We start from the raw sequence: 26,128 nt of genomic DNA on the forward strand, positions 1-26,128 counted from the left end.
CCAAGGGCTGATCAGCTGTGGGTTGTTAGGCGTTGGTCGGCCGATCGGCCGACCAACGCCTAACAACCCACAGCTGATCAGCCCTTGGACTCGCAATAGTCCTTGAAGCTGGCGAACTGCTTGGGGAAGTCCTTGCGGATCGCCGGCCCCATCAGTGGCAGCAGCACCGTCATGAGCCCGTGTGGCCGGAAGTCGAAGTCCCCTTTGATCAGCGTCGCACCGTCGGACTCCGTGAAGTCCAACGCGCCCACGATGCGGAGCTGCGCGTTGCTCACCTCGTAGGCGAGGCGGTGCGGCCGCTCGTACGTGGTGATCACCGCGGTGTAGGACCGCCCCCGGTTGACGGTCGTGAACCGGCTGCCCTGCCCGATCGGCTCGCCGGTATCCAGCGTGCTGGAGGAGACCTGGGAGTTCCAGCTCGGCTCGTTTCGAGTGTCGGCCATCGCGTCGAAGACCTCGTCGATGGGCCGAGCCACGCTCACGGAGACGTCGACCTTCATGCCACGGACCTTACGGCCGGGGGCGGCTCGCCGGGGAGGGGTACGTCGGGCCCGCGACGGCGTACCGCACACTTGTCGAGACCGCGGCGGGCATGAGCAGGCGGCGAACCAGGGCGGATGCCCGAGACGGGGACGAGGAGGGACGCTCGTGCGGCTGCTCCTCGTCGCGGCGGTCGTGGTCGCCGCCGGCGCGACGCTCGCCGCCACCGCGCTCGCCGGCTCGGGCCGTCCGTCCTCGGCGCCGGTCCCGCCAGCCTCGGTCTCCGCATCGTCGGTGCCGTCCGTATCGAGGTCGGCCTCGCCGTCGACTTCGGCCGCGAAGGCCCATGGGGCCGAAACGCCCGTCACGGCGCTTCCCTACCGGGTGGCCACCTGCGGGGACACCTCCGGCCGTGTGCTGATCACCGTCGACGACTACCCGTACCGGGACCCGAAGCTCGTCTACCAGCTGGCCTACCGCGCCACCCGCGACTGGCACATCGGGATGATCGGCTTCCCGATCAGCAAGTTCACCCGCTCCTATCGCGCGAAGACCGGCGTCGACCTGGTGAAGCGGGCGCGCCACTACGGCATGTGGATGGGCAACCACACCTACGACCACAAGCTGCTGACGACGCTGACGACGGCGCAGATCCGCCGCGAGATCAGCGGTGGGGTCGCCAGCACGTTGCTGCGACCACCGTACGGCGCCTACGACGCGACCGTCACGAAGGTCGCGACGAGCCTCGGCTACCGCCTGTGCACCTGGAACATCGACCCGCTGGACTGGCAGCCGGGACGGGGCGGGCACCGCTACCGCAGCGTGGCGAGCATCAGGTACGTGATCCGGCACGAGCTCGCGGAGTACCACCTTCGGCCGGGGCGCTCGATCGTCATCGACGGCCACTACATGACCAACTTCCCGAAGGCGATCCCGGGCATCATCGTGGACCTGCGGGCGCGGGGCTACCGCATCTGCCGCCCGCCCAGGGGGCCGACTACGCGGACCATCCCCGACCCGCTCCCCTGCTGACCCGCGTTCCCGGCCTGCCGCGCGATCCCGGCTTTCCCGACATCGGCCCGCGGGGAACTGGCGCGGACGTCGGGTAACTCGCGGCCCTCGGGGATCCCGGCGCACTAGATTCGTGCCGCGAGAGGTGGGTGGGCCGTGGTCTGCTCCAGCTGCGGCACGGACAACGACGCCGCGCGCAAGTTCTGCCGCGAGTGCGGCCAGCGGCTGGCCATCGCGTGCCCCGCCTGCTCGGCCGCGAACAGCGCGGACGACAAGTTCTGCGGGGAGTGCGGTACGCCGCTCGCGGCCGCGCCGTCCCCGGCCCCCGCCGGGCCGGCCGGCGCCGGCGGCCCGCACGAGCCCGGCCACGGGCCGACCGAACGTCGCCTCGTCACCGTGCTCTTCGCCGACCTCGTCGGGTCGACGCCCTTCGCCGAGGGCCGCGACCCGGAGGACGTACGGTCGATGCTCGCCGGCTACTTCGACAGCGCGTCCGAAGCCGTCCAACGCCACGGTGGTGTCGTCGAGAAGTTCATCGGGGACGCAGTGATGGCGGTGTGGGGCACCCCGGTCGCGCACGAGGACGACGCCGAGCGAGCGGTACGCGCTGCGCTGGAGATCGTCGACCGCGTCGAGGCCCTCGGCGACCGGCTCCGCGTCACGCTGCAGGCCCGGGTCGGGGTGCTCACCGGGGAGGCCGTGGCTGCGGTCGGCGCCGGCGACCAGGGACTGGTCGCCGGCGACATGGTGAACACCGCCTCGCGGCTGCAGTCGGCCGCCGAGCCGGGCACGGTCCTGGTCGGCGAACGCACGTACCGCGCCGCCGCTGAGGCCGTCGCGTTCGCCCCCGTCGAGCCGCTCACCCTCAAGGGCAAGCTGGAGAAGGTCCCCGCGTGGCGCGCGTTGCGCGTCGTCGGTGAGGTCGGCGGGTCCGGGCGCGGCCTCGCGCCGGAGCCGCCGTTCGTCGGGCGCGACGAGGAGCTGCGACTGGCCAAGGACCTGCTGCACACCACCGGCCGGGAGCGGCGTCCCCGGCTGCTGTCCCTCACCGGTGTGGCCGGCATCGGCAAGTCGCGCCTGCTCTGGGAGCTGCGCAAGTACGTCGACGGCCTGACCGAGCCGGTCTACTGGCACCAGGGCCGCTGCCCCGCCTACGGCGAGGGCGTGACGTTCTGGGCCTTCGCCGAGATGGTCCGGGGACGCGCCGGGATCGCCGAGACCGACGACGACGAGACCGCTCGAGAGCGCCTCGACACCTACCTCGAGGGCCTCGTCGCGGACGCGGACGAACGGCGCTGGATGGCCCCGCGGCTCGGCCACCTGCTCGGCCTCGACCCCGCCCCTCCCGGCGGGCGCGATGAGATGTTCGGCGCCTGGCTGCGCTTCGTCGAGCGCGTCGCGGACCAGGGCACCACCGTGCTCGCGTTCGAGGACATGCACTGGGCCGACCCGGGCTTGCTCGACCTCGTGGAATCGATGCTGGCCTGGTCGCGGACATCGCCGATCCTCCTCGTGACGCTGGCCCGTCCGGAGCTGGCCGAGCGGCGCGCGACGTGGGGGGCCGGGATCAGGGCGTTCTCCGCGCTGCACCTCGAGCCGCTGCCCGACGAGGACATCCGGGACCTGGTCACCGGCTACGTCGAGGGGCTGCCCGAAGCCGACCTGCAGCGTCTGGTCGCCCGGGCCGAGGGGATCCCGCTGTACGCCGTCGAGACGGTGCGCATGCTCGCCGACCGCGGCGCGCTCGAGCAGGCCGGTACGACGTACCGCGTCGTCGGCGACCTCGGGCAGACCCTGGAGGTGCCGGAGACCCTGCACGCCCTCGTCGCGGCACGCCTCGACGGACTCCCGGACGCCGAGCGCAGCCTCGTCCTCGACGCGGCGGTCACCGGGCACAGCTTCACCCTCGAGGCCGTGTGCGCGGTGTCCGGGCGCCCGGCCGACGAGGTCGAGCCACGGCTGCGCGCGCTGGTCGGCAAGGAGGTGCTCGACGTCGACGTCGACCCGCGCTCGGCCGAACGTGGGCAGTACCGCTTCGTGCAGTCGGTCATCCAGGAGGTCGCGTACGCGACGTTGAGCAAGGCGGCACGACGTAGCAAGCACCTGGCCGTCGCGCGCTTCTACGCCGAGCGCGACGAGGAGGAGCTGGCCGGGATCATCGCCAGCCACTATCTGGACGCCTACCGCGCCGAGCCGTCGGCGCCGGACGCGGAGGACATCGCGGGCCAGGCCCGGGATCACCTCCGGCGGGCGGCGGAGCGGGCGCTGTCACTCGGGTCGCCGGAGGCCGCGGTCGGGTACGCCACCTCGGCGCTCGACCTCGCGACCACGACGGAGGACCGCGCCGCGCTCCACGCGATCGCCGCACGGGGGGCCAGTCTCAGCGGCCGGGGTGAGCTGGCATGGGAGCACACGCAGTCCGCCTGCGACGCCTACCGGATCCTCGGAGACCTCGAGCGGGAGGGCCTGACGCTGGCCAGGACCTACCTGCCCGGGGTCAGCGCCGCGGTCCTCGCCGAGCGGCGCGCACGGCTGGAGGACCTCGACAACCGCCTGGCCGGGGCCGGGCCGGCCAAGGCGCTGGTCATGGCAAGCCTCGCGGACCAGGCCGAGGACGACGGCCATCACCGAGAGGCCCTCACGTGGTCGGAGAACGCGCTCATCCTCGCCGAGGCCAGCGGCGACGACGAGGTCCTGGGGTGGGCCGCCCGGGTCCGGGCCGGGGTGCTGTTCAACGCGGGGCGGCACTTCGAGGCCGGCCTGCTCGCGGCCGCCGTCGTCGACCTCGCCCAGGAGAGTGGCAGCGCCGAGCAGCTCGGGGTCGCGACCGCGGGCCTCGGCATCGTGCTCGCGGTGCGTGATCCCCGCGGCGGGCTGCAGGCCTTCCTCGAGGCGGCCGAGATCGGGGAGCGCGCCGGGATCCGTCCGATGCAGGCCATGAACCTCGCCAACGCGGCCGAGTCAGCTATCGGGCTCGGCGACCTGGGCGTCGCGGAGCGGACCCTGGCCCGCAGCGCCGAGCTGGCGGGCAGCGGACTCGAGGACGACGGCGCGGACTGCTGCCGGGCGATGCTGGCCGCCTATCTCGGGGACACGGCGAGCGCCTGGGTCACGCTCGACCGGCTGGAGGCCGAGCGGCGCAGCACCTGGACATCGGCGCAGATGGACACCTGGTACCTGCGCACCCGCAGCGCGGTCCACCTCGTCGACGGCGACTGGACCGAGGCCTTCGATCGGGCCCGGGAGGCGATCGCCCGGGAGCCGTCCGGCAGCAACGCGGGCAACGCCCTCTGGCAGGGCGCGCAGGCCGCTGCTCGGCTGCGGGACATGGCTGCGCTGGAGGAGCTCCTGCAGACCACGTCCGGCCTGCGCGGCGACTGGGTCGACGTCGTGCGGGCGACCGCGAACGCCGCCCTCCGCGCGCTGCGGGGCGACGCCGGGGCCGCTGACGCGGTGCGGGCGGCCCTCGACGCGTGGCGCGACCGTGACCTCCCCCTCGACCACGCCCTGGCGACGGGCGTCGCCCGCCACGTCCTGGCGGCGGACGAGGTCCCGCACGACGACGTCGAGGCCGCGCGGGCGTACCTGCGGGAGCTCGGCGCCGAGGGCCTGCTCCGCCTGCTGTGAGACCTCGCGGTTACCCGACGCGGCCAGGCTCGGAGGTGGCCGGACCGTCGGGTGACGCGGACCCGGCGGGGGTGAGGAGGTCGGCACCGATCTCGTCGACGCTGCGCACCCCGCACAGCGCCATCGTCAGGTCCAGCTCGGCGAGGGTGTGGTCGAGCACCGCCCGTACGCCCGCCGTGCCGGCGATCGCCAGCCCGTAGGTCCAGGGCCGGCCGAGCAGCACCGCGCGGGCGCCGAGGGCGAGCGCCTTGAGGACGTCGGAGCCGGTCCGTACGCCGCTGTCGAAGAGCACCGGGACCCGCCCGCCCACCTCCTCGACGATGCCGGGCAGCGCGTCGAGGGAGGCGATCGCGCCGTCGACCTGGCGCCCGCCGTGGTTGGACACCACGATGCCGTCGACGCCGTGCTCGAGGGCGAGCCGGGCGTCCTCGCGGCGCTGAAGGCCCTTGAGCAGGATCGGCAGCGAGGTACGGCTGCGCAGCCAGCCCAGCTCGTCCCACGTGAGGCTCAGCCGGGAGAACACCTCGAGGAAGGTCTCGACGGCCGCGCGCGGCGCGGGGTCGCGCAGGTTGTCGCGGAATCGGCCCGGGTGGTTGCGCGCGACCGAGACCAGGGTGCGAACGGCCGACGGCGTCGGCCGCGGCCGCTCGCCCGTCGGCTGCTGCGCGGCCACCCGCCGTGCGACGAGGTCGAGGAACGCCGGATCGCTCGTGTACTGCGCGATGCCCTGGCCGCGGATGAACGGCAGGTAGGCCCGGTCGAGGTCCCCGGTGCGCCAGCCGAGGACCTGGGTGTCCACGGTGACGACGAGCGCGTCGCAGCCGATCGCCTCGGCGCGGCGGACGAAGCTGTCCACCACGACGTCCTCGCGGCTCCAGTACAGCTGGAACCAGCGCGGCCCGTCGCCGAGCGCGGCCGCGGTCGCCTCCATCGGCGCCGAGCCCTGGCTCGAGATGACCACTGGGACGCCGAGCGACGCGGCCGCGGGCGCCGCCGCGACCTCGGCCCGTCGGTGGGCCAGCTCGAGGGCGCCGATCGGCGCCAGGAGCAGCGGCGAGGGGTAGCGGTGCCCGAACAGCTCGATGCCGAGCTCGCGGGTCGAGACATCGCGCAGCATCCGCGGGACGAGCCGCCAGCTGTCGAAGGCCGCGACGTTCGCGCGCGACGTACGCTCGCTGCCCGCCGACCCGCCGATGTAGGACCACGCGACCGGTGACATCGCCTTGCGTGCGGCAGCCTCCAGGCGGTCAGCGCGTACCGGCACCGCAGGGCGCCGGCCCAGCAGCGCGCCGCGGCGGTAGATCTCGGACTGGACGGATCGGCCCACGTTGGTCAGCGACGCCATCGGGCCATCATGCCGAACTCACCCGTTCGGGCTAACGGGTCCAACCCGTCGCTAAGGAACGCCTGCTGTCCTGGTCACCCTGTTAGGCGTTCGTCGGTCGTACGACCGACGAACGCCTAACAACTCAGCGGCGCCGACCACGAGAACACCCCGGAGGTCCACCATGTCGACCGCCCTGCCCCGCGGGGCACCCGCCGTGGAGCTGGGCGACGCGGGAGCGCGTACCGGCTCCCGGGCCCGACTTCGCGGACCGCGCGGCAACGAGCGCCTCACGGCGTGGGCCGCCGCCGTGCTCTTCGTCCTCCTGGCCATCGAGGGCGTCACGATCCTGCGGGTCTCCTCGCTGATCGTGCCGCACATCACGGTGGGGCTACTGCTGATCGGTCCGGTCGCGCTGAAGCTGGCGAGTACGGGCTATCGCTTCGTCCGCTACTACACCGGGTCCGCGCCGTACCAGCAGGCCGGGCCGCCGCGGCTGCCGCTGCGTGTCCTCGCCCCGTTCCTCGTCGTGGCGACCCTCGCGGTGCTCGCGACCGGCATCGCGCTGCTCGTCGAGGGGCCGGGGCACTACGGCCCGTGGTTGCTGCTGCACAAGGCCAGCTTCATCGTGTGGTTCGCGGTCGCGACGGTGCACGTCCTCGCCTACGTCGGGCGAGTGCCACGCCTGATCGCCAAGGACCTCTCCCGCGGCCGCCCCCGCTCGTCGGTACGGCGGTCGTGGGCCCGCGTCGGCGTGACGGCGCTGGCGGTGCTCGCCGGGCTGGCGCTGGTCGCGGCGACCTCGACGCTGGTCCGCCCCTGGCTGGTGGTCCGCGGCTTCGGGTGACGCCCGGCTTCGGCTGAACGCGCGAGCCTCGGGTGGTGACGCGCGCTTCGGTTCCGGTGTACGTCGCGGCTGCGGGCGGGAGCCCCTCAGCCGGCGGGAGCGGCCTCGGTCGCGCCGTCCTCCGGCGCCCCCTCGGCGATCGCCGCCTCGACGGCGACCTGCCCGACGTCCGCCCTGGTCTTCCTGCCTGCCAACCAGAACAGCGAACCGACAGCGACGAAGACGAGCAGGGGGACGGCCTCGGTGAACAGGTAGGTCCACCGCTCGTGCTGCGCCCAGCCGTCCGGCGCGTAGTCCGGGCCGAACCAGTTGTCCCCGATGCCGGGCAGGAGTATCTGGATCGTGGCGAGCACGATGAGCCCGGTCAGCAGGATCGAGAGGAATGGCGCCCACGGTGCGCGGAACGGCCTCGGGTGATCGGGGAACTTGCGGCGCAGCATCCACAGGGCGGGGAAGACGGCCAGGTAGGAGATGAGGGTCGTCGACACCGCGATGCCGAGGACCGCGCCGAAGTACTTGCCCGCGTTGCCGCCGCTGATCTCGTGGGCGCCGACGAGCACCGCGGTGCCGAGCAGGCCGGAGAGCAGGTTCACCCGGACCGGCGTACCGAACCGGGGGCTGAACCGGCCGAGGTAGCGCGGCGCGGCCCCGTCGTAGCCGGACACGGCGAGCGCCCGGTCGGACCCCATGAGCCAGGCCGTGCCCGAGGAGAGCAGGCACAGGATGAACAGCACCGCCATGATCGAGCCGAGGAAGGCGCCGGCCCCGGTCAGGGTCACGGTGCCGTCGGAGGCGATCGTCCCGCCGTAGACCGTGAACACCGCCTTCAGGGCGTCGATGAACCCGCCGAGGCTGGTGACCTGGTCGGTCGGCAGGACGATGAGGATGCCGAGGACCGGCACGCCGTAGAGCAGGAACGCCGCGATCCCGGTCCGCAGGATCGCCGACGGTACGTCGCGCTGCGCGTCCTTCATCTCGTCGCCGGCGGTGTTGGGCAGCTCGAAGCCGACGTAGTTGAACATGATGACCGCGGCGAGGGCGACGAAACCGATCTTCACGTCGCTGAAGCTCGACGGGATGAAGTCACCGCCGTGCACGCCCTTCACGCCGTCCTTCACCGCGAAGACGACCACGCTGATGCTGAAGAAGCCGAGCATGACGAAGCGCGCGAACGCCCCACTGATCGGGATCCACTTGCCGACGGAGAACGACAGGATCGCGGCGAGGGTCCCGATCCAGATGAACGCGAGCCCGATCGCGTAGAAGGGCACCGACGTCATGTCGGGGCCGTTGCTGAAGAACGTGCCCCAGGTGGCTGCGGCGGCGACGGCCAGGGTGCCGCCCATCCACACCGGGTTGGTCACCCAGTACAGGAAGTTGTTGACCGCGGCGACGTACCGGCCGAAGGCGAGCCGGGTCCACAGATACGGTCCGCCCTCCTCCGGGAACGCGGTCCCGAGCTCGGCGAACAGCAGCCCGCTCGGCAGGAAGAAGATGAAGGTGAACACCAGCAGCCAGCTGAACGCCTGCGCGCCGCCGGACGCGATCGCCCCGATCGTGTCGACACCGACGACGGTGCAGATGGTGAAGAACAGCACCTCACGCCGGCCGAAGTGGCGCTGGAGGTGCTGGGTCTCCTCGATGGCGTCGGCGGTGAGGTCCAGCTCGCGGACCTCGAGGACGGAGGGGATGACGGGCGCCTCACTCATGACGGGACGCTATCGGTGGGGGCCGCGCCGGTGTCGCGAACTCGTCAAACCTCACCCCAAGGCCTGCCGCTCGTGGTATGAGGCTGAGATGGGAGCTGAGTACGTCGGCACCGACGAGCTTCGTGCTGCGCGGTTCGCCGGGTCCGACCTGTCGGGCGCGACGTTCACCGAGTCGGACCTGTCGGGCGCCTCCTTCAGCAGATCCCAGCTGTCGGGCGCCACGTTCAGCGGGGCTGACCTGTCCGGCGCAATCTTCAGCGGGTCCCACCTGTCGCGCGCCACGATCCGCGACAGCGACCTGCGAGGGCTCAAGGTCGCCGACTCCTGGCTCGGCGACGTGTACCTGTCGGGCGACATCGAGCACCTGGTCGTCAACGACGTCGACGTGACGGCGTACGTGGAGAGCGAGCTCGACCACCGCCATCCGGAGCGCGTCCAGGCGCGATCGATGCGCACGGCCGAGGACCACCGGGGGATGTGGGACACCCTCGAACGGCTGTGGGCGGAGACCGTCGCCCGTGCCGAGCGCCTGCCCGAGGCGGGCCGCTTCGAGCGCGTCGACGACGAGTGGTCCTTCGTCGAGACGTTGCGTCACCTGGTCTTCGCCACCGACGCCTGGGCGAGCAGCGCCATCCTCGGCGAGGAGCGTCCCTATCACCGGCTCGGCTATCCGTACTCCTCCTACCCGCGCGAGGAAGCCGCGGCGCTGGGTGTCGACGTCGACGCCGAGCCGACGTACGACGAGGTGATGGCCGCCCGGGCCTCGCGGATGGCCGTCGTGCGCGGGATCCTCGACCGGCTGACCGACGAGGGCCTCGAGCGCCCGAGCCGGCGGCTGCCGGCCCCGGGCTACGAGGACGTCCCGCGGACCGTGCGCTCCTGCCTGCGCGTGATCGTCAACGAGGAGTGCGAGCACCGCCGCTACGCCGAACGCGACCTCGCCGTCCTCGAGTCCCGCTGACATCGCCCGCCCCGACCGGCCGCCTCGCCCACATCTGCACGAGGGGGTCAGGGGGTCCGGGGGGCGCGGGCGGAGGCGATGAGGATGTGGACGCTGAGCACGAAGACCCAGAGGGGGAACAGGAACTGCAGCCAGTGCTGGACGTCCGTGCCGACGAGGAGGAGCAGCGCGGCGACGTACCCTGAGTAGCCCAGCCAGCGCGGCATGACGCCGCTGCGCAAGGTCATGGTCGCGCAGGAGATCATGAAGACGGCGGCCATCCGGATGGCGTAGATGCTCAGCAGGTTGAACGTCGTGTTGTGCGCCAAGGTCCACACGTCCGGCTCGATCTGCTCGCTGCCGGCGAGCTCGAGCAGCCCACCCGCAACGGCTGCCGCGACGAACAGCATCCCGACGAACAACAGGCCGCTGCCGAGGAAGACGGTGGCGAAGAAGCGGTCCTCGTGCACCCCGATCCGGTCGCGGATCACCCCGACGAACCACAGGAACGCGATCCCCGCGAAGGGCAGCAGTGCGAGGCCGAGGCGGGCGGCGTCGCGCCGGTGCGGCTCGGTGAGCCAGATGCCCGCCTGCGCCGGGTCGGCACGGATCACCCAGCGCACCAGGACGATCGAGGCCGACATCAGCACGGCGAAGACGATCCCCGCCACCGCGGCCGACCGCGGGGTACGCAGCGCCGATCGCGTCACCACAACGTCGTCACTCACCGCCGCCTCCTCCCCACCCCATCTGATCGCAATGAACGCGGCGTTGTTCCACTAGGTGCGACTGAACGCCGCGTTCATTCGAAACAAAGGGTGTCAGACCGGAGCGGGCTCGGACTGCTCTTCCTCGCCGGGCTCGGGGATGTCGACGATCTCGGCCGCGCCGGCCTCGATGTCCTCCTCGGACTCGATGCTGATGTGCGGCAGGATCCGCTCGAGCCAGCCGGGCAGCCACCAGTTCGCCTTGCCGAAGACCGTCATGAGCGAGGGGACCAGGATCAGGCGGACCACGAAGGCGTCGAGCAGGACCGCCGTCGACAGCGCCACCCCGAACAGCTTGACGATCTGGTCGTTGGACAAGACGAAGGCCCCGAACACGCTGGTCATGATGGCCGCGGCCATCGCGACGACCTTGCCGGAGCCGGCCAGGCCACGGCGTACGGCCTTGCGGTTGTCCCCCGTCACCACCCACTCCTCGTGCATCCGGCTGACCAGGAAGACCTGGTAGTCGCAGGACAGGCCGAAGAGGATCGAGAAGACCATGACCGGCAGGAACGGGAAGATCGGCCCGGTGGCCTGCAGGTGGACGAGCCTGGCGAACCAGCCCCACTGGAAGACGGCCACGGTGATCCCGAGCGCCGCACCCAGGGACAGCACGCTGCACAGCACCCCGGTGGCGGGGACGAGCAGGGAGCGGAACAGCACGACGAGGGCGAGGAAGCCGAGCCCCACCACGATGAGCAGGAACCACGGGAGCGCGCTCTGCAGGACCTGGGTGAAGTCCACGGTCACGGCCTGGAACCCGCCGACGTACGCCTTCGCCCCCGTGCTCGCCGTCGCCGGTGGGATGACGTCCTTGCGCAGGTGGTGCAGCAGCTCGGTCGTCGCCACGTCCTGCGGTGCCGTCTTCGGGTAGACCTGGACCGGCGCGACGGTCGCGTCCGCGGCCACCGGTGGGGCGGCGGCGAGCGCCACCCCCGGGTCGGCGTTCAGGGCCTTGGTCAGCGCGTCGACCGCGGCTTGGTCGCCCGGCTGCGCCAGCTTGACCGCGATGTAGAAGGGGCCGTTGACGCCGGGCCCGAAGCCCTTCGCCGTGAGGTCGTACGCGATGCGCGTCGGGCTGCCCACGGGGGTCCCCGAGTCGTCGGCGAAGCCGAGGCGCAGGGACAGCATGGGTACGGCGATCACGAGCATGACGATCAGCGCGAAGCCCGCCGTCAGCCAGTGCCGGCGTTGCAGCCAGGCGCCGTAGCGGGCGAAGGCGTTCGGGCGGTGCGGGTCGGGGATCCGCCCGTGGTGCAGCACCCGGCGCCACAGGAGCCCGACCAGCGTCACCGGCAGGTAGAGCACCCAGCCGACGTAGCGCAGGATCCGGCCGACGGTGTGCCGCCAGTCGTTCACCCGCTGCTTCGCGATGGCCTCGGCGTCGGTGATCCACGCCATCCGGCCGACGAAGGCCCACGACCCGAGCAGCGAGAGCACCGCCGGGAGCAGCAACAGCGCGCCCACCATCACCATGAACACGGTCAGCGCGGAGGCCACTGCGATGCCGTCGAAGAACTGGATGCGCATGACGAACAGGCCCAGCAGCGCGATGATGACCGTCGCCGCAGCGAACTGCACGGCTCGCCCGGAGGTCCGTACGGACTCCAGCGCCGCATCCCGGGGAGGGCGACCGAACACGAGCGCCTCGCGGTAGCGGTTGATGACGAACAGCGAGTAGTCGATGCCGACGCCGAGCCCGATCATCGAGGCCAGGACGGGCGCGAAGGTCGCGACGTCGAGCACGGCCGCCACGATCGGCAGGACGAAGGCGGTGGTGAGGAACACCGACAGCGCGGCCGAGAGGATCGGCAGGAACGCGCCGAGGATCGACCCGAAGGCGAAGAGCAGGATGACGAGGGCGACCGTGACGCCGATGCCCTCCGACGACGGCGGCTTGCCGCCGACGTACCCGAAGACGCCGTTGGCGCCGACCTGGATGCCGTCCTGGCCGTTCTGCGCCTTGATGAGATTGAGGCCCTTGAGGACGTCAGCGCTGTTGAGGTCGTTGGAGGTCTTGCCCTGGTAGGTGACGGTCGCGTACGCCACCGAGCCGTCCGGGCTGATCCCGGACTGGCCGAAGTGGGCCTGGGCGCCCTGCGCGAGGGGGGACTGCTGGCTCTGTCCGCCCTGCGAGCCGCTCCCCTGCGACCCGCCACTCTGCGACCCGCCGCTCTGTGACCCGCCGCTCTGTGACCCGCCGCTCTGGGACCCGCTGCCCTGCGAGCCGCCGCCGGACCCACCCGACTGCTTCGGGCACCCGGTCCCGAGCGGGTCGCCGAACGGGGTCTGCACGCATGTCACGCCCGGCGACGTCGACAGCTTCGTCAGCAGCGCCGTCATCGTGGCCTTGGAGGCCGCGTCGGTCACCGTGCCGGAACTGGGGCTCCACACGACCTGGCCGTCGAGCCCGGAGCCCGTGCCGGCGCTGCCGGAGAGCGTCTGCAGGAGGTTCTGCGCGGTGGTCGACTCCGTGTTCGGCAGCTGGAAGTTGTCGTTGTAGTCCCCGCCCCAGCGCACACCCACGAACCCGACCGCGACCATGATCGCGATCCAGGTCAGCAGGGCGGCGAGGGGGCGACGTACGGCCCACTGCGATACCCGTCCCATCCGCCCATCCTCCCAGGGGCCACCGACGCCGCTCACAGGAGTACGGGCCGGGACCGCTCAGCGGCTCAGCGCGCCACCCGGCCGGTGCGGTAGGCGTAGGCCACCAGGGCGGCTCGGTCGCGGCAGCCGGTCTTGGCCAGCAGGTGGTTCACGTGGGTCTTGACCGTGGCCTCGGAGACGTAGAGCCGGGACGCGATCTCGGCGTTGGTCCGTCCGTCGGCGATCTCGACCAGCACCTCGCGCTCCCGTGCGGTCAGCCCGTCGTCCGGCTCCTCGGGCAGGTCCGGCTGGCCCACCCCGAGCCGGGCCCCCGACGCGAGCGCGTCGAGCAGGCGACGCTGCACCGAGGGATCGAGCTGGGCCTGCCCGGCGGCGACCGTGAAGATCGCCTGCTCGATCTCCTCCGCGCCGGCGTCCTTGGTCAAGAAGCCGCGGGCCCCGGCCTGCAGCGCCCGGAAGACCCAGTCGTCGTCGGCGTAGGTGGTGAGCACGACCACGCGCGCCCGCGACCCGCGCTCGGCCAGCTGCCGCGTCGCCTCGACCCCGTCCACGCCGGGCATGTTGAGGTCCATGAGCACGATGTCGGGGTCGGCGTCCAGCGCCTGGCGCACCGCGTCGGCTCCGTCGACCGCGGTCCCCACGACCTCGATCCCGTCGAGCAGACCGAGCAGGACGGACAGCCCGTCCCGGACCACCTTCTGGTCGTCGGCGACCAGCACCCGGAGCGGGGACGCGGCGCTCATGCGAGCACCTCGCGTGGACGTACGTCGGCGCCGGTCGCCGGCGCGACGGGCATGGTCAGCGTGACTCGCCAGCCGTCGGGGGTGGGCCCGGCCTCGAGCCGCCCGCCGGCGAGGGCGGCCCGCTCGGCCAGGCCGGCGAGCCCGTAGCCGCCGGAGGGCAACCCGGCCGCGACGTGATCCCCGCCCGCGTCGACCACGTCGACGGTGACGGCAGAGTCGGTCCAGGCGATGGTGACGGCGGCGGTGGCCCCGTCGCCTGCGTACTTCGCGGCGTTGGTCAGTGCTTCCTGCACCGCGCGGTAGACCGCGAGGCCGGACTCCCCGGGCAGCGGCCGCGGGCGCCCGGTGACGGCGAGCGTGACCGGCAGCCCGGCCCGGCGGGACCGGTCGACCAGCTCCGGCACCTCGTCCGGTCCCGGCAGCGCCTCGCCGCGCAGCGTCGCGACGGCTCGCTTGGCGCTGCCCATGCCCTCCTTGGCCAGCCGCTGCGCCTGGGCGACCTGCTCGGTCAGGCGCGGGTCCGCGTCGGTACGTTCGGCGAGCAGCCGCGCCCCTTCGAGCTGGACCGCGAGACCGGAAAGGGTGTGCGCGAGGACGTCGTGCAGCTCGCGGGCGAGGCGCTGCCGCTCCCCCAGGACGGCGGCCTCCTCACGTGCCGCGCGGGTCGCGGCCTCCTGGGTGCGCAGCGCCTCCGAGGCCGCCTGCGCGTCCCGGGCCGCGGCGGCGTTCAAGGTGGCGAGGAACAACGCTCCCGCACCGGCGAGGATCGTCAACGCCGCGCCGACCGGATGGTCGCTGGTCCGCGCCTCGGCCAGCGCGGCGCCGAGGCCGACCACGACCGCAGCGGCCACGGCGACCCGCCGCGGCAGGCCGAGCCCGATCCCGGCGACCGCCATGAAGGCCAGCACGAACCCAGGCCCGGACGGATTCACCACATCGAGAGCGGCACCGCACAGTCCCGCGCCGACGAGGGCGACCACGAGGACGCGGACGTCGGTCACGCCCGGCAGCAGTGCCACGCACCACAGGGCCAGGCCGAGCAGGGTCAGCGCGATCGTCTCCGACCGGGCACCGGAGGAGGCCGGCAGGGTGCTGGTCGCCGTACTGATCGCCACCACTCCCGCGGTCAGCCAACCGGCGATCCGCAACAACCGCCGCAGCTCCGCCGTGCCCATGCCTGCCTCCCCGGACGTAGGGCCCTTCGCGTCTCGCTCTCAGACGTTAGGGGACGTTCCGCAGCCACGGGGTCGGCCCGGGGGTGGACACCTCCGAGCCGTCTCCACCCGTGGGTGGAGACGGCTGCCCGGCACAGATCCACCCGCGCGTCGATGGCGGCCGAGCCGCGCCTCCCTAACGTCGAGGTCGACCCGATCGACCACGTGGGAGGACCCGATGAGCACCACCCAGTACCTGTTGAACGCCGGCCTGCTGGCCTTCGTCCTGTGGGCCAACCTGGGCACCCGAACGGTGACCCGGACCCGCTTCACCATGCCGCTGCTCATCGTCGCGGTGGCGGCGTACGCGTACCTGCGCGACGTCCCCAGCCTCGGCAACGACCGCGCCCTCGACCTTGTCGGGGTGGCTGTCGGTGCCGCCCTCGGCCTGCTCGCCGCAGCGCTGGTCCGCGTCGAACGCGAGCCGAACGGTCGCCTGGTGATGTCCGCCGGCCGTGCCTACGCAGCACTGTGGGTCGCCGTCATCGGTGGCAGGGTGCTGTTCGCCTACGGTGCCGACCACTGGTACCCGCAGGCCATCGCGCGGTTCTCGATGGAGCACCGGATCACCGGCGCCGACGCGTGGACCGCGGCGTTCGTCCTGATGGCGCTGACCATGGTCGTCGTGCGGGTGGCCGCGAGCGGCGTACGGACCCTGTACGTCGCCCGGCGCACGCCCGCGCCGTCCGCCCGCACCACCTCGGACCGGACGTCGACCGCGCTCGAGACCGCCTGATCCCCCGCCTACCGGGGCGAGCAGGCCTGGGCCGCGCCGTCGGGGGACACCGCCCACCGGTTCAGTGGGTCGTGGCGGCGTCGGCCCGGGCCAGCGCCCCTCCACCGAAGACGTTGTCATGATCGACGGTGAGCCGCAGGACCGGGTACGCCTCCGCGCGCATCTCGGCCTCGTAGGCCCCGACGGCCTCGGTCAGCGGCGCGCCGCCGTCACGCACCTCGACCAGGCGCTCGAGGAGGACGCGGGCGTCGAAGATGGCCATGTTCGCGCCCATCCCCAGGGTGGGGAGCATGCCGTGCGCGGCGTCACCGAGCACCGTCACGCGCGAGGAGGGCCACGACTCCATGGGCTCCAGGTAGCTGAACGAGATCGAGAAGACGGAGCCGGGGTCGAGCCCCGCGACGATGGCGCGCACCGCCGGGTGCCAGGCCGACACCGTCTCGGACATCGCCGCGCGGATGTCGACACCGGTCTGCGGGGTCCACTCTGCGGGCGGCGGTACGACGGTGCCGGGCGGGACGCTGCAGCTGACCATCATGTAGTCCTCGACCGGGTCGACCCTGATGTCCGGGGCAAGCTCGGCCGCCGCCTCGGCCACCGGCCGCCGCGGGCGGAACGAGGCCATGAGGCAGCGCGAGCCCCGCCCGTCCGTCGCGATGAGAACGCCGTCGTGAAGCGCGTCCGGGATGACGGCGAGCAGGTCGGGCGTGTAGGGCGTGCGGCCGAACAGGTCGATGCCTTTGATCGCGGTCGACGCCACCCGGGTCTTCGGCAGCTTCTTGTCCCGGATGCGCGAGCGGATCCCGTCCGCGGCGACGAGCAGGTCGCCGCGACGGGTGCTCCCGTCCGACAGGTGCACCGTGACGCCGTCCTCGTCCTCGTCGTAGCCCACGGCCGAGACGCCGTACGTGACGACGTCGTCGAGACGGCCCGCGAGGATCTGGCGCAGCGTACGGCGGTGCACGCCGGTGTGGCGCCGCTCCCCCGTGTTCGGCGGCCCCATGCTCGGCCGTGACCCGAGCTCCCGGAGCTGGTCGTCGACCACGATGGACTGCTGCCGGGAGTACGGGCGCCGCGAGGTGTCGAGGTAGAGCTCGAAGAGGTCCGGCGGCAGCAGGCGGCGCAGGGCCTCCCCGCCCAGGCCGTTGATGGTCAGGTAGTAGCCCTGGCGGCGGTTCAGGTCGGCGTCGCGCTCGACGACCTCGACGCTGATCCCCTCCTTCACCAGGCCCTGGGCAAGTGCGAGCCCGCCGAGGCCGCCACCGGCGACGAGGACATGGGGTGACTGGGACACGACGTTCTCCTTCGTACGGTCTGGCCGGTCAGGCCGGTGGGACGTTCTGGTTGGCGGAAAAGACGTTCTGCGGGTCCCACTGCGCCTTGAGGCGACGCAGCCGGTCCCAGGTCCGGGTGTTGTAGGCGGCGGCCACGTGCTCGGGCTCGGCGCACAGGTAGTTGACGTAGTAGGCGTCCACGGAGTGCTCGGCGATCTCGGCGAGGTACTCGTCCTGCCACCGCGTCAGCGGCGCGCCGTTCTCCATCGAGGTCCACGTCGTGGCGACCATGTAGTTCCAAGGGATCCCACGGTGGCTCATCGCGGTCGCGTCCTCAGGGATGCGCTGCACGACCCCGCCGTAGTAATGAGTCGACATGAAGGTGAGCGCGGCCATGTCTCGCGCCCGCTGCGCACTGATCGCGACGACGTCGTCGCCGAAGTGGCGCAGGTAGTGCATGCGCGAGCGGCGGTGCACGCCCGAGGCGAACACGTCGTTGCCGAGGGCGAGCTCCGGCCACGGCACCCGGCGGACCGAGTCGGCCACGACCCCCGGGTGCGCGCGCAGCCCAGCGAGGTCCCGCCCGGCCTGGGCGGCGGAGCCGCAATGGCAGAGCAGGACGTGGGCCGCGGCGCGCCCCTCGAGCTCCGCGGGCCCTCCCCAGCCCGCGGGCGGGTGTCCGACCGAGCCGATGGTGGTGACCTCGTCCGGCAGGCCCACGACCCAGTCACGGTAGGACGCCAGGGCGTCCGCGGTCGCGTCCGGATGGAACCACACGACGCCGAAGCTCACCTCCTCGAGCGGGACCAGGTCGAGCTCCAGCCCGATCACCGCGCCGAAGTTGTGGCCGGCTCCGCGCATGGCCCAGAAGAGGTCCGCTTCGTCCTCCTCCGTGGCACGCACCACCCGGCCCTCGGCAGTCACCACCTCGACGGCGCGCACGGTGTCGGACGCCCAACCGAGCCGGGAGGTGAGCCACCCGTGCCCACCGCCCAGGACGTGCCCGGCGACGCCGAGCCGCGGGAACTGCGGAGCGGCGGCGGCCAGGCCGAAGGGGGCGAGCTCGCGGGCGACGTCACGCCACACCGCCCCGCCCTGCACCCGCAGGATGCGGGTGCGTGGGTTGATGAGGACCCCGTCGAGGTCGCGCAGGTCGAGCAGCAGGGTGCCGGGCGGGGCGCCGACCCAGCCGACCCCGCCGGAGCGGACGGCGACCCCGAGTCCGTGCGACGTGGCGAAGCGGACCGAGCGCATGACGTCGCTCACCCCTGAGCAGCGCACGACGACGTCGGGGACCCACGGGACGGACAGGTTAGGGAAGGGCGAGGCGGCCGCGTCGACGTACCCGCGCTCGTCGCGGTGCACCGCGCTGCCGCCGAGGTCGGCGTCGAGCCGGCGGACGTCGCGGGCGGTGACGGTCATGGCCCCTCCTCGGGGAGTCGGTACGGATCGGCGGCGAGCACCCCGCCGTCGACCGGGACGGTGACCCCGGTGACCCAGCTCGCGGCGTCGCTGAGCAGGAACGCGACGACGTTGGCGACCTCGTCGGGGGAGCCGTACCGGTCGGCGTGCCGGCCCAGGGGCGTCGTCGCGTGCAGGATGCGCGCTGCCTCCGGCCCGCCGCCGAGGTGGGCCTCCAGCGCGTGCATCATCGGGGTGTCGATGGACCCGGGCGCGATCGCGTTGACCCGTACGCCGAGGGCTGCGCCCTCGATCGCCGCGGTTCTCGTCAGGGCCCACGCTCCATGCTTGGCCGCGCTGTAGGAGGCCAGGTCGGAGCCGCTCAGCGCGGCGGTCGACGTCGTGACGACGACCGCCGCCGTGGTGGCGTTGTCGCGACAGTGCCGAAGCACCGCGCGCAGCCCCAGGAACACCGAGCGCAGGTCGAGGCGCACCAGCCGGTCGAACGCCTCGACGCTCTCGTCGACCAGGGGGGTCGAGGAGCCCACGCCGGCGTTGAGGAAGAACCGGTCGGCCCCGCCGAAGGTGTCCAGCGCCGCCTGCATGGCGGCCGTCACTCCGTCCTCCTCGGAGACGTCGGCGACGACAGCCACCGCGGGCCCCGGGACGGTAGCGGCCACCTGCCGCGCACGGGGGCCGTCGATGTCGACGATCACGACGCGACAGCCGTCTCGAACCAGCCGGTGGGCGGCAGCGGCGCCGATGCCGCTGCCCCCGCCGGTGACGATGGCCACCGGCTGCGCAACGCACGGCTCGCGGGCGAGCAGCGCCCCACCTGAGCGGTCGTCGCGTTCGTGGACGTCCGTGCTGCCGGTGGCGGCACCGGTACCGACATCGGCACCGGGCGGTAGGTCGTGCGAGGGGACGGACATGACCCCGCCTCGAGGTGGATGCGCACCCTGGGGGTGCGAGCGGAACGGAGGAGCGGACCGTGGACGCGGCGGAGCAGCGGCGCGGCCCGAGGACGGCGCGGAGACGCCGGACGGCGGCCATCTCGTCGCGGATGACGGGCCTCCCGTCGGCGCGACGTACGGGTCAGGGGCGTCGCTCGAGCGCCCGTGCCGCGCGCAGCCACATCGTGCTGCCGCTGGGGATGCCCGAGGGGGGCCAGGCGAAGGCCACGGCCGCACCCTAGGACGTCCATCCCACTTTTGACAAGCGAAAGCCACTATCACTGTGCGAGCCTGGCCGTGCCTCGAGGCTCCCGACCGGCCCGCGGTGGCGACGGTCCCGGGTGCCGGGGAGGCTCCGTGCAGCGCCTAGGCTCGGACGATGCCTGTGTCGCGTGGCCGCAAGCGCAAGCCGGACCGATCCCGAGGACCGGGCCACCGTCGCTCCGACCCGCGCAAGGTGCCCCGGTTGCTCATGCGGTCTCTCGCTGATCCCGGGCTCAACTCCCCGCTGCACGCCGAGGTCGAGCTGAGCTACGCGCTCGGCGCCGCCTACCGAGTGAGCGAGGCCGGGCATCGCGCGGACATCGAGGAACAGCTCGCCAGGCAGTTGCTCGAGGAGGCACAAGTCAGTACGTCCCCCGGAGCCCGGGAGCTGTTGGCCGTGCTCGCCTCGATCGGGCCCGACGCGGTCGCCGCGGAGGCGATGCAGGCCCTCACCAGCGCCGACCAGGACGACTCGAGCCAACGGTCATGGCTGGCCGACGTGGGGCGGTGGGAGTGCACGGAGGCCCTCCACATGAGTGACGAGGACGGTGACGTCGAGGAGTGGGCGGCCTTCTTCGCCCTACCCGACGGCACGGAGCGCCACGGCATGGTGTGGCTCGTGGACATGACGGCCAGCACCTGGGCAGCGGACGCCTTCCTCGTTGTGGGCCACGACGAGGTGGTCGCGCACATGCGCGAGGATGCCGAGCGCGAGGGGCTGTCCCTGGAGCCGGTCGATCCCGGGCTGCTGCACAGGATGGTCCGCGACGCGATGCGGTTGACCGACATGTCCGACCCGGCACCTGAGTCCGAGACCTACTCCGAGTTCCACGCCCTCGCCCGGGGCCGGCTGCGGTGCCTGCCGCCACCCGCAGAGCTCCCGGAGCCGCTCGACGAACAAGGGCGCGAGGCGCTGGTGGCGGACTTCGTTGCCTCGACGTACGGCCAGGGGCTGCTCTCCCCCGCCGACGGCGAGGAGGCGCCCGAGGAGGACTCGGTGCGGTTCCTGGCCCGGCTGCTGGTCGACCACGCCGTCGACGTCACGGGAGGGGAGCCGCTGCGCGTGACGCCGGCGACCGTCGAGACGTTCATGCTCGACTGGGTGCCACGCAAGGTCCTCCTGGAACCCGACGACGCCGGCCGGCTGCCCGAGGTGACCAGGGCATGGGTGCGCTACGCCTACGCCGTCACCGGACGCCCCGACGAGCGCCGGGAGGCCACGCTCGCGGCGGTGACGACGTACACGCCGGAGTTCGGCCGGATGGTAGCCAGCGGCGAGGGGCGCGGCCTCGGGGCCCAGCTGCTGGCCGGCTTCATGGACCAGGGCGTCGACATCACCGATCCCGACGCGCTCGCGGCCGCCGTCGAGCGCTACAACGCCTCCCTCGGCGACCGCTGAGGACGCCCGTGGAAAGTTGTTAGGCGCTGGTGGGTCTATCGTCCGACCAACGCCTAACAACGTCCCGGGGCCGGGGTCAGCCGGCAGCGGCCTCCTGGCGCAGCACGCGCCGTAGGATCTTGCCGGACGTGCTCTTCGGGATCGCATCGACGACGTGGACTGCGCCGAGCTGCTTGTAGTGGGCGACCTGGTCGGCGACGTAGGCCTTCAGCTCGTCCTCGTCCACCTCGTGGCCCGGGCGCGGGACGACGTAGGCGACCGGGATCTCGCCGGCCTCCTCGTCCGGGCGCCCGACGACCGCAGCGTCCGCGACAAGGGGATGGGTGAGGAGCAGCGCCTCGAGCTCGGCGGGCACCACCTGGAAGCCCTTGTACTTGATGAGCTCCTTGAGCCGGTCGACGACGAAGACGTAGCCCTCGGCATCGACGTGGCCGATGTCGCCGGTACGCAGCCAGCCGTCGGCGTCGAGGCACTCCGCGGTCGCCGTCGGGTTGTGCAGGTAGCCCTTCATCACCTGGGGGCCGCGGATCCACAGCTCGCCGTCCTCACCGACCTCGAGGTCCTGACCGGTCTCCGGGTCGACGATGCGCAGCTGCGTGTTGGGCGCGGTCACCCCGACCGACCCGAGCCTGGCGCGGCCGAGCGGTGAGAGCTGCGAGACCGGGGACATCTCGGTCATGCCGTAGCCCTGGACCACCTCGCAGCCCAGCCGAGCGCCGGCCTCGGCCGACAGCTCCGCGGAGAGCGGCGCGGCGCCGCTGAACACCTGCTGGAGGTGGCTGAGGTCGTAGTTGTCGACGATCGGGTGCTTGGCCAGAGCCAGCACGATCGGCGGGACCACGAACGAGCGCGTGATCCGGTGGTCGACGTGCAGCTGCAGGAACTGCTCGAGGTCGAACCGCGGCATCGTGATGATCGTCGCTCCGCCGCGCAAGCCGACGTTCATCAGGACCTGCATGCCGTAGATGTGGAAGAACGGCAGGACGGCGATGAACTTCTCGTCGTCCCCGACGTGCAGCGGGCCCAGGACCTGGGCGATGTTCGCGACCAGGTTGCGGTGCGTCAGCATCACGCCCTTGCTCAGCCCCGTCGTGCCGGAGCTGTACGGCAGCGCCACGACGTCGTCAGCGGCGACGGGTACGTGCTCCGCGAGCGGCGGGCCCATCAGGTCGGTCAGCGGCCGCGCGTCGCCACCCTCGGGAGGCGCGCCGATGACGTAGATCGCCGTGACCCCGGTGCCGTGGACCGCGGGCGCGGCGACCTCGAGGAAGGGCGCCACCGTCACGAGCAACCGAGCGCCCGAGTCGAGGAGCTGCTCGTGCACCTCGCGCTCGATGTAGGTCGGGTTGATCGTCGTGACGGCCCCGCCGGCCATGGCCACGCCGTGGAACACGACGGCGTACTCGGGCAGGTTCGGCGCCATGAGCGCGAGGACGTCGCCCTTGGCGAAGCCGTGCTGGACCAATCCGCCAGCGAACGCCCGGATGGCGCCGGCCAACTGCGCGTAGGTCAGCGTGCGCCCGCTCGGCCCGTCGATGAGCGCCGGCTTGGCGCCGAGTACGTCGGCCTGCGCGAGGACGTACTCGGTCAGCGGCACGTCCGGGATCTCGACATCAGGGAGCGGACTGACATGGATCACCGGGGTCCTCCTCGGTCGGGGTGCTCGCGCGCTGGCGCCGAGTGTGGCGCGCCGGACCTGCCCCGGCTAGGGGGCTGGTCCGGCGACTTGCGACTGAGCGCCGCTATCCGACGGCGCGGGCCAGGGCGGTGTTGAGGCTGAAGTAGCCCAGGGTGGTGGGGTGGATGTTCTTGTACGAGCTGCACTCCCAGGTCCGGACGCACAGCAGCAGCGGCTCGAGGGCGGAGCCGGCCTTGAAGTTGATCGCCGTGAAGGCGTCCGCGACGTTGGCCCCGAAGGCGGCCGCGATCTGGGAGATCAGCGGGTTGACGTAGGAGGTGAGCAGCGCGTCGCTGCCCGGCACGGCGACGGCCAGCGGGTTGTACAGGTTGAACACGACGAGCTGGGCGTTGGGGGCGGCGGCGTGCAGCGCGGTGAGGACGTAGGCGTAGTTGTGCGCGAGCGTGGCGAGAACGGAGGGAAGGCCGGCCTCGACGCAGGTGAGGTCGCCGTTGCAGGGCTCGACCAGCTGCAGCAGGTCGTTCGAGCCGATGTCGACGCTGATCAGCGAGGTGTTGGGGTGCGCCTTGATGTAGGCCACGGCTGCGGTGAGCTGGGAGCCGGTGTACGGAACGTGGGTCGGGAGCTGCTGTGCCTGCCAGGGGCAGCCGCCGTTGATGAGGCTCGTCGACGTCTCGCCGGGGCAGCCGAAGTTGGCCAGCTTGAGCCAGGGGTGCAGCCACGCGTAGTCCTCGGCGTAGCTGACGTAGTGCGTCGGGTCGAAGTCCTGTGCGGCCACGAGGTTGGGCTGGTAGCCGAAGGCCAGGGAGTCGCCCACGGAGACGTACGTGCCGCCGTGCGGCCCCGACGCCTGCGCGGGTCCGGCCGCGACGAAGGCCAGGCCGAGCACGGAGAGGCAGACCGCGGCGAAGACCGCAACCCACCGACGGACCAACCGGTGCATGACATTCCTCCCGACTCGGGTCGGCGCTGACCCCGTCGGGACCGTTCTACCTGACGGGAGGCGGGTCAGCCAGCCCGACTTCTGGTTCGACCCGATCACACGCCGTGCTCAGCGAGCGCGGTTTGCTCGTGCGGGTCAGTCGGGCAGGTGGATGAGCTTCTTGTTGAGGAACTCCTCGATGCCGTACGGCCCGAGCTCGCGACCCACCCCGGAGCGCTTCGTGCCGCCGAACGGCAGCTCGGGGCCGCCGCCCTCGGCCTCGTTGATCCAGACCATGCCGGTGTCGAGCCGGTTCGCGACATCGAGGGCGACCACTGGGTCGGTGTGGAACACCGCGCCGCCGAGCCCGTACGCCGACCCGTTGGCGAGCTCGACCGCCTCGTCGACCGAGCCCACGCGGTAGACGACGGCGACCGGACCGAACAGCTCCTCACCGAAGGCTCGCATCTCGGGCGTGACGTCGGTCAGCACGGTCGCGGGGAAGTAGGCGCCCGGCCCGTCGAGCGGCTTGCCGCCGGTGCGGACCGTCGCGCCCTTCGCGACCGCGTCGTCGACCTGGGCGGCGAGGTTCGCGAGCGCCGCGCGGGAGCACAGCGGTCCGTACGCCGTCGCCGGGTCGAACGGGTCGCCCGTGGCCAGGGACGCCATCCGGGCGGTGAGCTGCTCGACGAAGTCGTCGTAGAGGTGGTCGGAGACGAGGAAGCGCTTCGCGGCGTTGCAGGCCTGGCCGGCGTTCTCCATGCGCGCCGCGACGCACTGCTCGACGACCGAGGGCAGGTCGTCGGTGTCCAGGACCAGATAGGGGTCCGACCCGCCGAGCTCCAGCACGACCTTCTTGAGGTGCTGGCCGGCGAGCGCGGCGACGGCGGCGCCGGCCCGCTCGCTGCCCGTCACCGACACCCCGCGCACCCGCGGGTCGGCGATGAGGGCTGCCACCTGCTCGTTGGAGGCGAACAGGTTGACGTAGGCGTCGACGGGCACGCCGGCGTCGTGGAAGAGCCGCTCCATCGCGAGCGCCGACTCGGGGCATTGGGGGGCGTGCTTGAGGATGACCGTGTTGCCGGCGAGCAGGTTGGGGCCGGCGAAGCGGGCGACCTGGTAGTAGGGGTAGTTCCACGGCATGATCCCGAGCAGGGCGCCGACCGGGGTCTTGCGCACCACGGCGCGCCCGCCGCCGTCGGTCGGCAGCGGCTCGTCGGCGAGCAGCTCGGGCGCGAGGTCGGCGTAGTAGCGGTAGATCGCGACGACGTACTCGACCTCGTCCTTGGCCTCGGCGAGGGTCTTGCCCATCTCGCGGACGATGATCGCGGCGAGCTCCTCGAGGCGTTCCTGGTAGAGGTCCGCGACGCGGTGGATCACCTTGACGCGGTCCTCCAGCGGCGTCGCGCTCCAGTCGGGGAAGGCGCCGTGGGTGCGTGCGATGGCCTCGCCGACCTGGGCGTCGGTGGCGAGCGGGTACGTCGCCTCGACCTGCCCCGTCGCCGGGTTCTCCACCTTGTACTCGACGCTCATCCGTCCTCCCGTCCGGCCAGGGCAGGTGCCGCCCCGCGATTCGTTTAGGTCCGAACGGGAACCTAGGGTGGGCCCTCTCACGCGTCAAGCCGCCCCCGGGCGGACGCCGCTGCCCCGTGCCCGTCGCCGCCGCCCCCCGGATGATGCGCTCTGTCATGCGCTTTGCAAAGAGGCCTTCGCAAAGCGCATGACACCGCGCGCCTACATCGACAGCGCCTCGTAGACCTCGACCGTCCCGCCGGCCTCGAGCACCGGGCAGCCCTTGGCCTTGGTGGCGGCGTCGTCCAGGGAGTCCGCCTCGATGATCGAGTAGCCGCCCGCCCGGCCGCCGCCGGAGGTCGTCGCCCCGCCGGCACCCACGATCGCGGAGGCGCCGAAGGGGTTGCCGCCGTCGGTCACCGACGTACCCAGCTCGGCGAACCAGGCGTTCCAGGCCGCCATCACGGCGTCCTGCTCCTGCGGCGTCTGGGCCATCAGCCCACCGGTGTACACATACACGAACTTGCCCATCAGGCTTCCCCTCTCGGGTGGGTGACCCGCGGATCCGGTACGTCCGCGGCGTCGGTCACGTCAACTCGTCGGACGAGCCCGCCCCGGATCGACACTCCCGACGTCGCCAGGTCCAGCCCGCCCACCTCCAGCCCGCCCACCTCCAGCCCGCCCACCTCCAGCCCACCCCCCGCCCCCACCCCCCGCGGCCTCCAGCCCCCCGCCGGCGATCTTGAGAGATGCAGG

22 protein-coding genes are annotated in these 26,128 nt (G+C 72.4%); 7 read left to right on the top strand and 15 right to left on the bottom strand.

Annotated elements, in window-relative coordinates; genetic code table 11:
- Nucleotides 1-77: 77 nt before the first annotated feature.
- Entirely contained in the window at nucleotides 78-500 is a 423-nt protein-coding gene (locus VMI11_07630) for an SRPBCC family protein (GenBank protein HTY72282.1), read from the bottom strand.
- Between the two features lie 148 nt (nucleotides 501-648).
- Here VMI11_07630 and VMI11_07635 point away from each other — a divergent pair, with 148 nt between their 5' ends.
- The gene (locus VMI11_07635; GenBank protein HTY72283.1) at nucleotides 649-1,512 is read left to right on the top strand and encodes a polysaccharide deacetylase family protein; all 864 of its coding nucleotides are present in this window, start codon (nucleotides 649-651) and stop codon (nucleotides 1,510-1,512) included.
- Between the two features lie 135 nt (nucleotides 1,513-1,647).
- The gene (locus VMI11_07640) at nucleotides 1,648-5,118 is read left to right on the top strand and encodes an adenylate/guanylate cyclase domain-containing protein (GenBank protein HTY72284.1); all 3,471 of its coding nucleotides are present in this window, start codon (nucleotides 1,648-1,650) and stop codon (nucleotides 5,116-5,118) included.
- 10 nt (nucleotides 5,119-5,128) lie between these two features.
- On the opposite strand, the gene VMI11_07645 is transcribed toward VMI11_07640, so the two are convergent.
- Nucleotides 5,129-6,463 carry an alpha-hydroxy-acid oxidizing protein gene (locus tag VMI11_07645; GenBank protein HTY72285.1) on the bottom strand — a complete coding sequence of 445 codons (1,335 nt, stop codon included), beginning with the start codon at nucleotides 6,461-6,463 and terminating at the stop codon, nucleotides 5,129-5,131.
- A gap of 163 nt (nucleotides 6,464-6,626) precedes the next feature.
- Between VMI11_07645 and VMI11_07650 the strand changes: the two genes are divergently transcribed.
- Nucleotides 6,627-7,289 carry a hypothetical protein gene (locus tag VMI11_07650; GenBank protein HTY72286.1) on the top strand — a complete coding sequence of 221 codons (663 nt, stop codon included), beginning with the start codon at nucleotides 6,627-6,629 and terminating at the stop codon, nucleotides 7,287-7,289.
- An 86-nt stretch (nucleotides 7,290-7,375) separates the two neighbouring features.
- Here VMI11_07650 and VMI11_07655 read toward each other — a convergent pair whose 3' ends face one another.
- A complete protein-coding gene (locus VMI11_07655; GenBank protein HTY72287.1) occupies nucleotides 7,376-8,998 on the bottom strand; it encodes an APC family permease in 1,623 nt (540 codons plus the stop codon).
- An 88-nt stretch (nucleotides 8,999-9,086) separates the two neighbouring features.
- Here VMI11_07655 and VMI11_07660 point away from each other — a divergent pair, with 88 nt between their 5' ends.
- Entirely contained in the window at nucleotides 9,087-9,959 is an 873-nt protein-coding gene (locus VMI11_07660) for a DinB family protein (GenBank protein HTY72288.1), read from the top strand.
- Nucleotides 9,960-10,006: 47 nt separating this feature from the next.
- Here the strand turns inward: VMI11_07660 and VMI11_07665 are convergent, their stop codons facing one another.
- The 4 genes from VMI11_07665 to VMI11_07680 all read right to left on the bottom strand — a co-directional run bounded on the left by VMI11_07665 (nucleotide 10,007) and on the right by VMI11_07680 (nucleotide 15,233).
- Nucleotides 10,007-10,666, bottom strand: coding sequence for a hypothetical protein (locus VMI11_07665; protein ID HTY72289.1), 660 nt, complete (start codon nucleotides 10,664-10,666; stop codon nucleotides 10,007-10,009).
- 93 nt (nucleotides 10,667-10,759) lie between these two features.
- Nucleotides 10,760-13,315, bottom strand: a complete 2,556-nt coding sequence (locus VMI11_07670; GenBank protein HTY72290.1) for an MMPL family transporter — start codon at nucleotides 13,313-13,315, stop codon at nucleotides 10,760-10,762.
- 65 nt (nucleotides 13,316-13,380) lie between these two features.
- Nucleotides 13,381-14,058: a response regulator transcription factor gene (locus VMI11_07675; protein HTY72291.1), complete on the bottom strand. Its 678-nt coding sequence runs from the start codon at nucleotides 14,056-14,058 to the stop codon at nucleotides 13,381-13,383.
- Nucleotides 14,055-15,233 carry a histidine kinase gene (locus tag VMI11_07680; protein ID HTY72292.1) on the bottom strand — a complete coding sequence of 393 codons (1,179 nt, stop codon included), beginning with the start codon at nucleotides 15,231-15,233 and terminating at the stop codon, nucleotides 14,055-14,057. Before VMI11_07680 ends, VMI11_07675 begins: the two co-directional genes overlap by 4 nt.
- A 217-nt stretch (nucleotides 15,234-15,450) precedes the next feature.
- On the opposite strand from VMI11_07680, the gene VMI11_07685 reads away from it, so the two are divergent.
- A complete protein-coding gene (locus VMI11_07685) occupies nucleotides 15,451-16,008 on the top strand; it encodes a hypothetical protein (GenBank protein HTY72293.1) in 558 nt (185 codons plus the stop codon).
- Between the two features lie 61 nt (nucleotides 16,009-16,069).
- Here VMI11_07685 and VMI11_07690 read toward each other — a convergent pair whose 3' ends face one another.
- The 3 genes from VMI11_07690 to VMI11_07700 are packed head-to-tail and all read right to left on the bottom strand — an operon-like array spanning nucleotide 16,070 to nucleotide 19,615.
- Entirely contained in the window at nucleotides 16,070-17,302 is a 1,233-nt protein-coding gene (locus tag VMI11_07690; protein HTY72294.1) for an FAD-dependent monooxygenase, read from the bottom strand.
- A 28-nt stretch (nucleotides 17,303-17,330) separates the two neighbouring features.
- Complete coding sequence (locus VMI11_07695; protein ID HTY72295.1) at nucleotides 17,331-18,704, bottom strand: FAD-binding oxidoreductase; 1,374 nt, start codon at nucleotides 18,702-18,704, stop codon at nucleotides 17,331-17,333.
- Complete coding sequence (locus tag VMI11_07700; GenBank protein ID HTY72296.1) at nucleotides 18,701-19,615, bottom strand: SDR family oxidoreductase; 915 nt, start codon at nucleotides 19,613-19,615, stop codon at nucleotides 18,701-18,703. The genes VMI11_07695 and VMI11_07700 overlap by 4 nt, the downstream gene beginning before the upstream one ends.
- 59 nt (nucleotides 19,616-19,674) lie before the next feature.
- On the opposite strand from VMI11_07700, the gene VMI11_07705 reads away from it, so the two are divergent.
- Complete coding sequence (locus VMI11_07705; protein ID HTY72297.1) at nucleotides 19,675-19,878, top strand: hypothetical protein; 204 nt, start codon at nucleotides 19,675-19,677, stop codon at nucleotides 19,876-19,878.
- A 137-nt stretch (nucleotides 19,879-20,015) separates the two neighbouring features.
- Nucleotides 20,016-21,299, top strand: coding sequence for a hypothetical protein (locus tag VMI11_07710; GenBank protein ID HTY72298.1), 1,284 nt, complete (start codon nucleotides 20,016-20,018; stop codon nucleotides 21,297-21,299).
- A gap of 76 nt (nucleotides 21,300-21,375) precedes the next feature.
- Here the strand turns inward: VMI11_07710 and VMI11_07715 are convergent, their stop codons facing one another.
- From VMI11_07715 to VMI11_07735, 5 genes are all read right to left on the bottom strand, one after another.
- The gene (locus tag VMI11_07715; GenBank protein ID HTY72299.1) at nucleotides 21,376-22,938 is read right to left on the bottom strand and encodes an AMP-binding protein; all 1,563 of its coding nucleotides are present in this window, start codon (nucleotides 22,936-22,938) and stop codon (nucleotides 21,376-21,378) included.
- Between the two features lie 103 nt (nucleotides 22,939-23,041).
- On the bottom strand, nucleotides 23,042-23,881 hold the full coding sequence (locus VMI11_07720) for an SGNH/GDSL hydrolase family protein (protein ID HTY72300.1): 840 nt from the start codon (nucleotides 23,879-23,881) through the stop codon (nucleotides 23,042-23,044).
- Nucleotides 23,882-24,016: 135 nt separating this feature from the next.
- Nucleotides 24,017-25,393: an NAD-dependent succinate-semialdehyde dehydrogenase gene (locus VMI11_07725; protein ID HTY72301.1), complete on the bottom strand. Its 1,377-nt coding sequence runs from the start codon at nucleotides 25,391-25,393 to the stop codon at nucleotides 24,017-24,019.
- A gap of 201 nt (nucleotides 25,394-25,594) precedes the next feature.
- A complete protein-coding gene (locus VMI11_07730) occupies nucleotides 25,595-25,903 on the bottom strand; it encodes a YciI family protein (GenBank protein ID HTY72302.1) in 309 nt (102 codons plus the stop codon).
- The coding region (locus tag VMI11_07735; protein HTY72303.1) for a hypothetical protein at nucleotides 25,903-26,128 on the bottom strand (226 nt) is incomplete at its 5' end. The genes VMI11_07730 and VMI11_07735, both read right to left, overlap by 1 nt.

The organism is Actinomycetes bacterium (assembly GCA_035506535.1).
Taxonomy (GTDB): Bacteria; Actinomycetota; Actinomycetes; order DATJPE01; family DATJPE01; genus DATJPE01.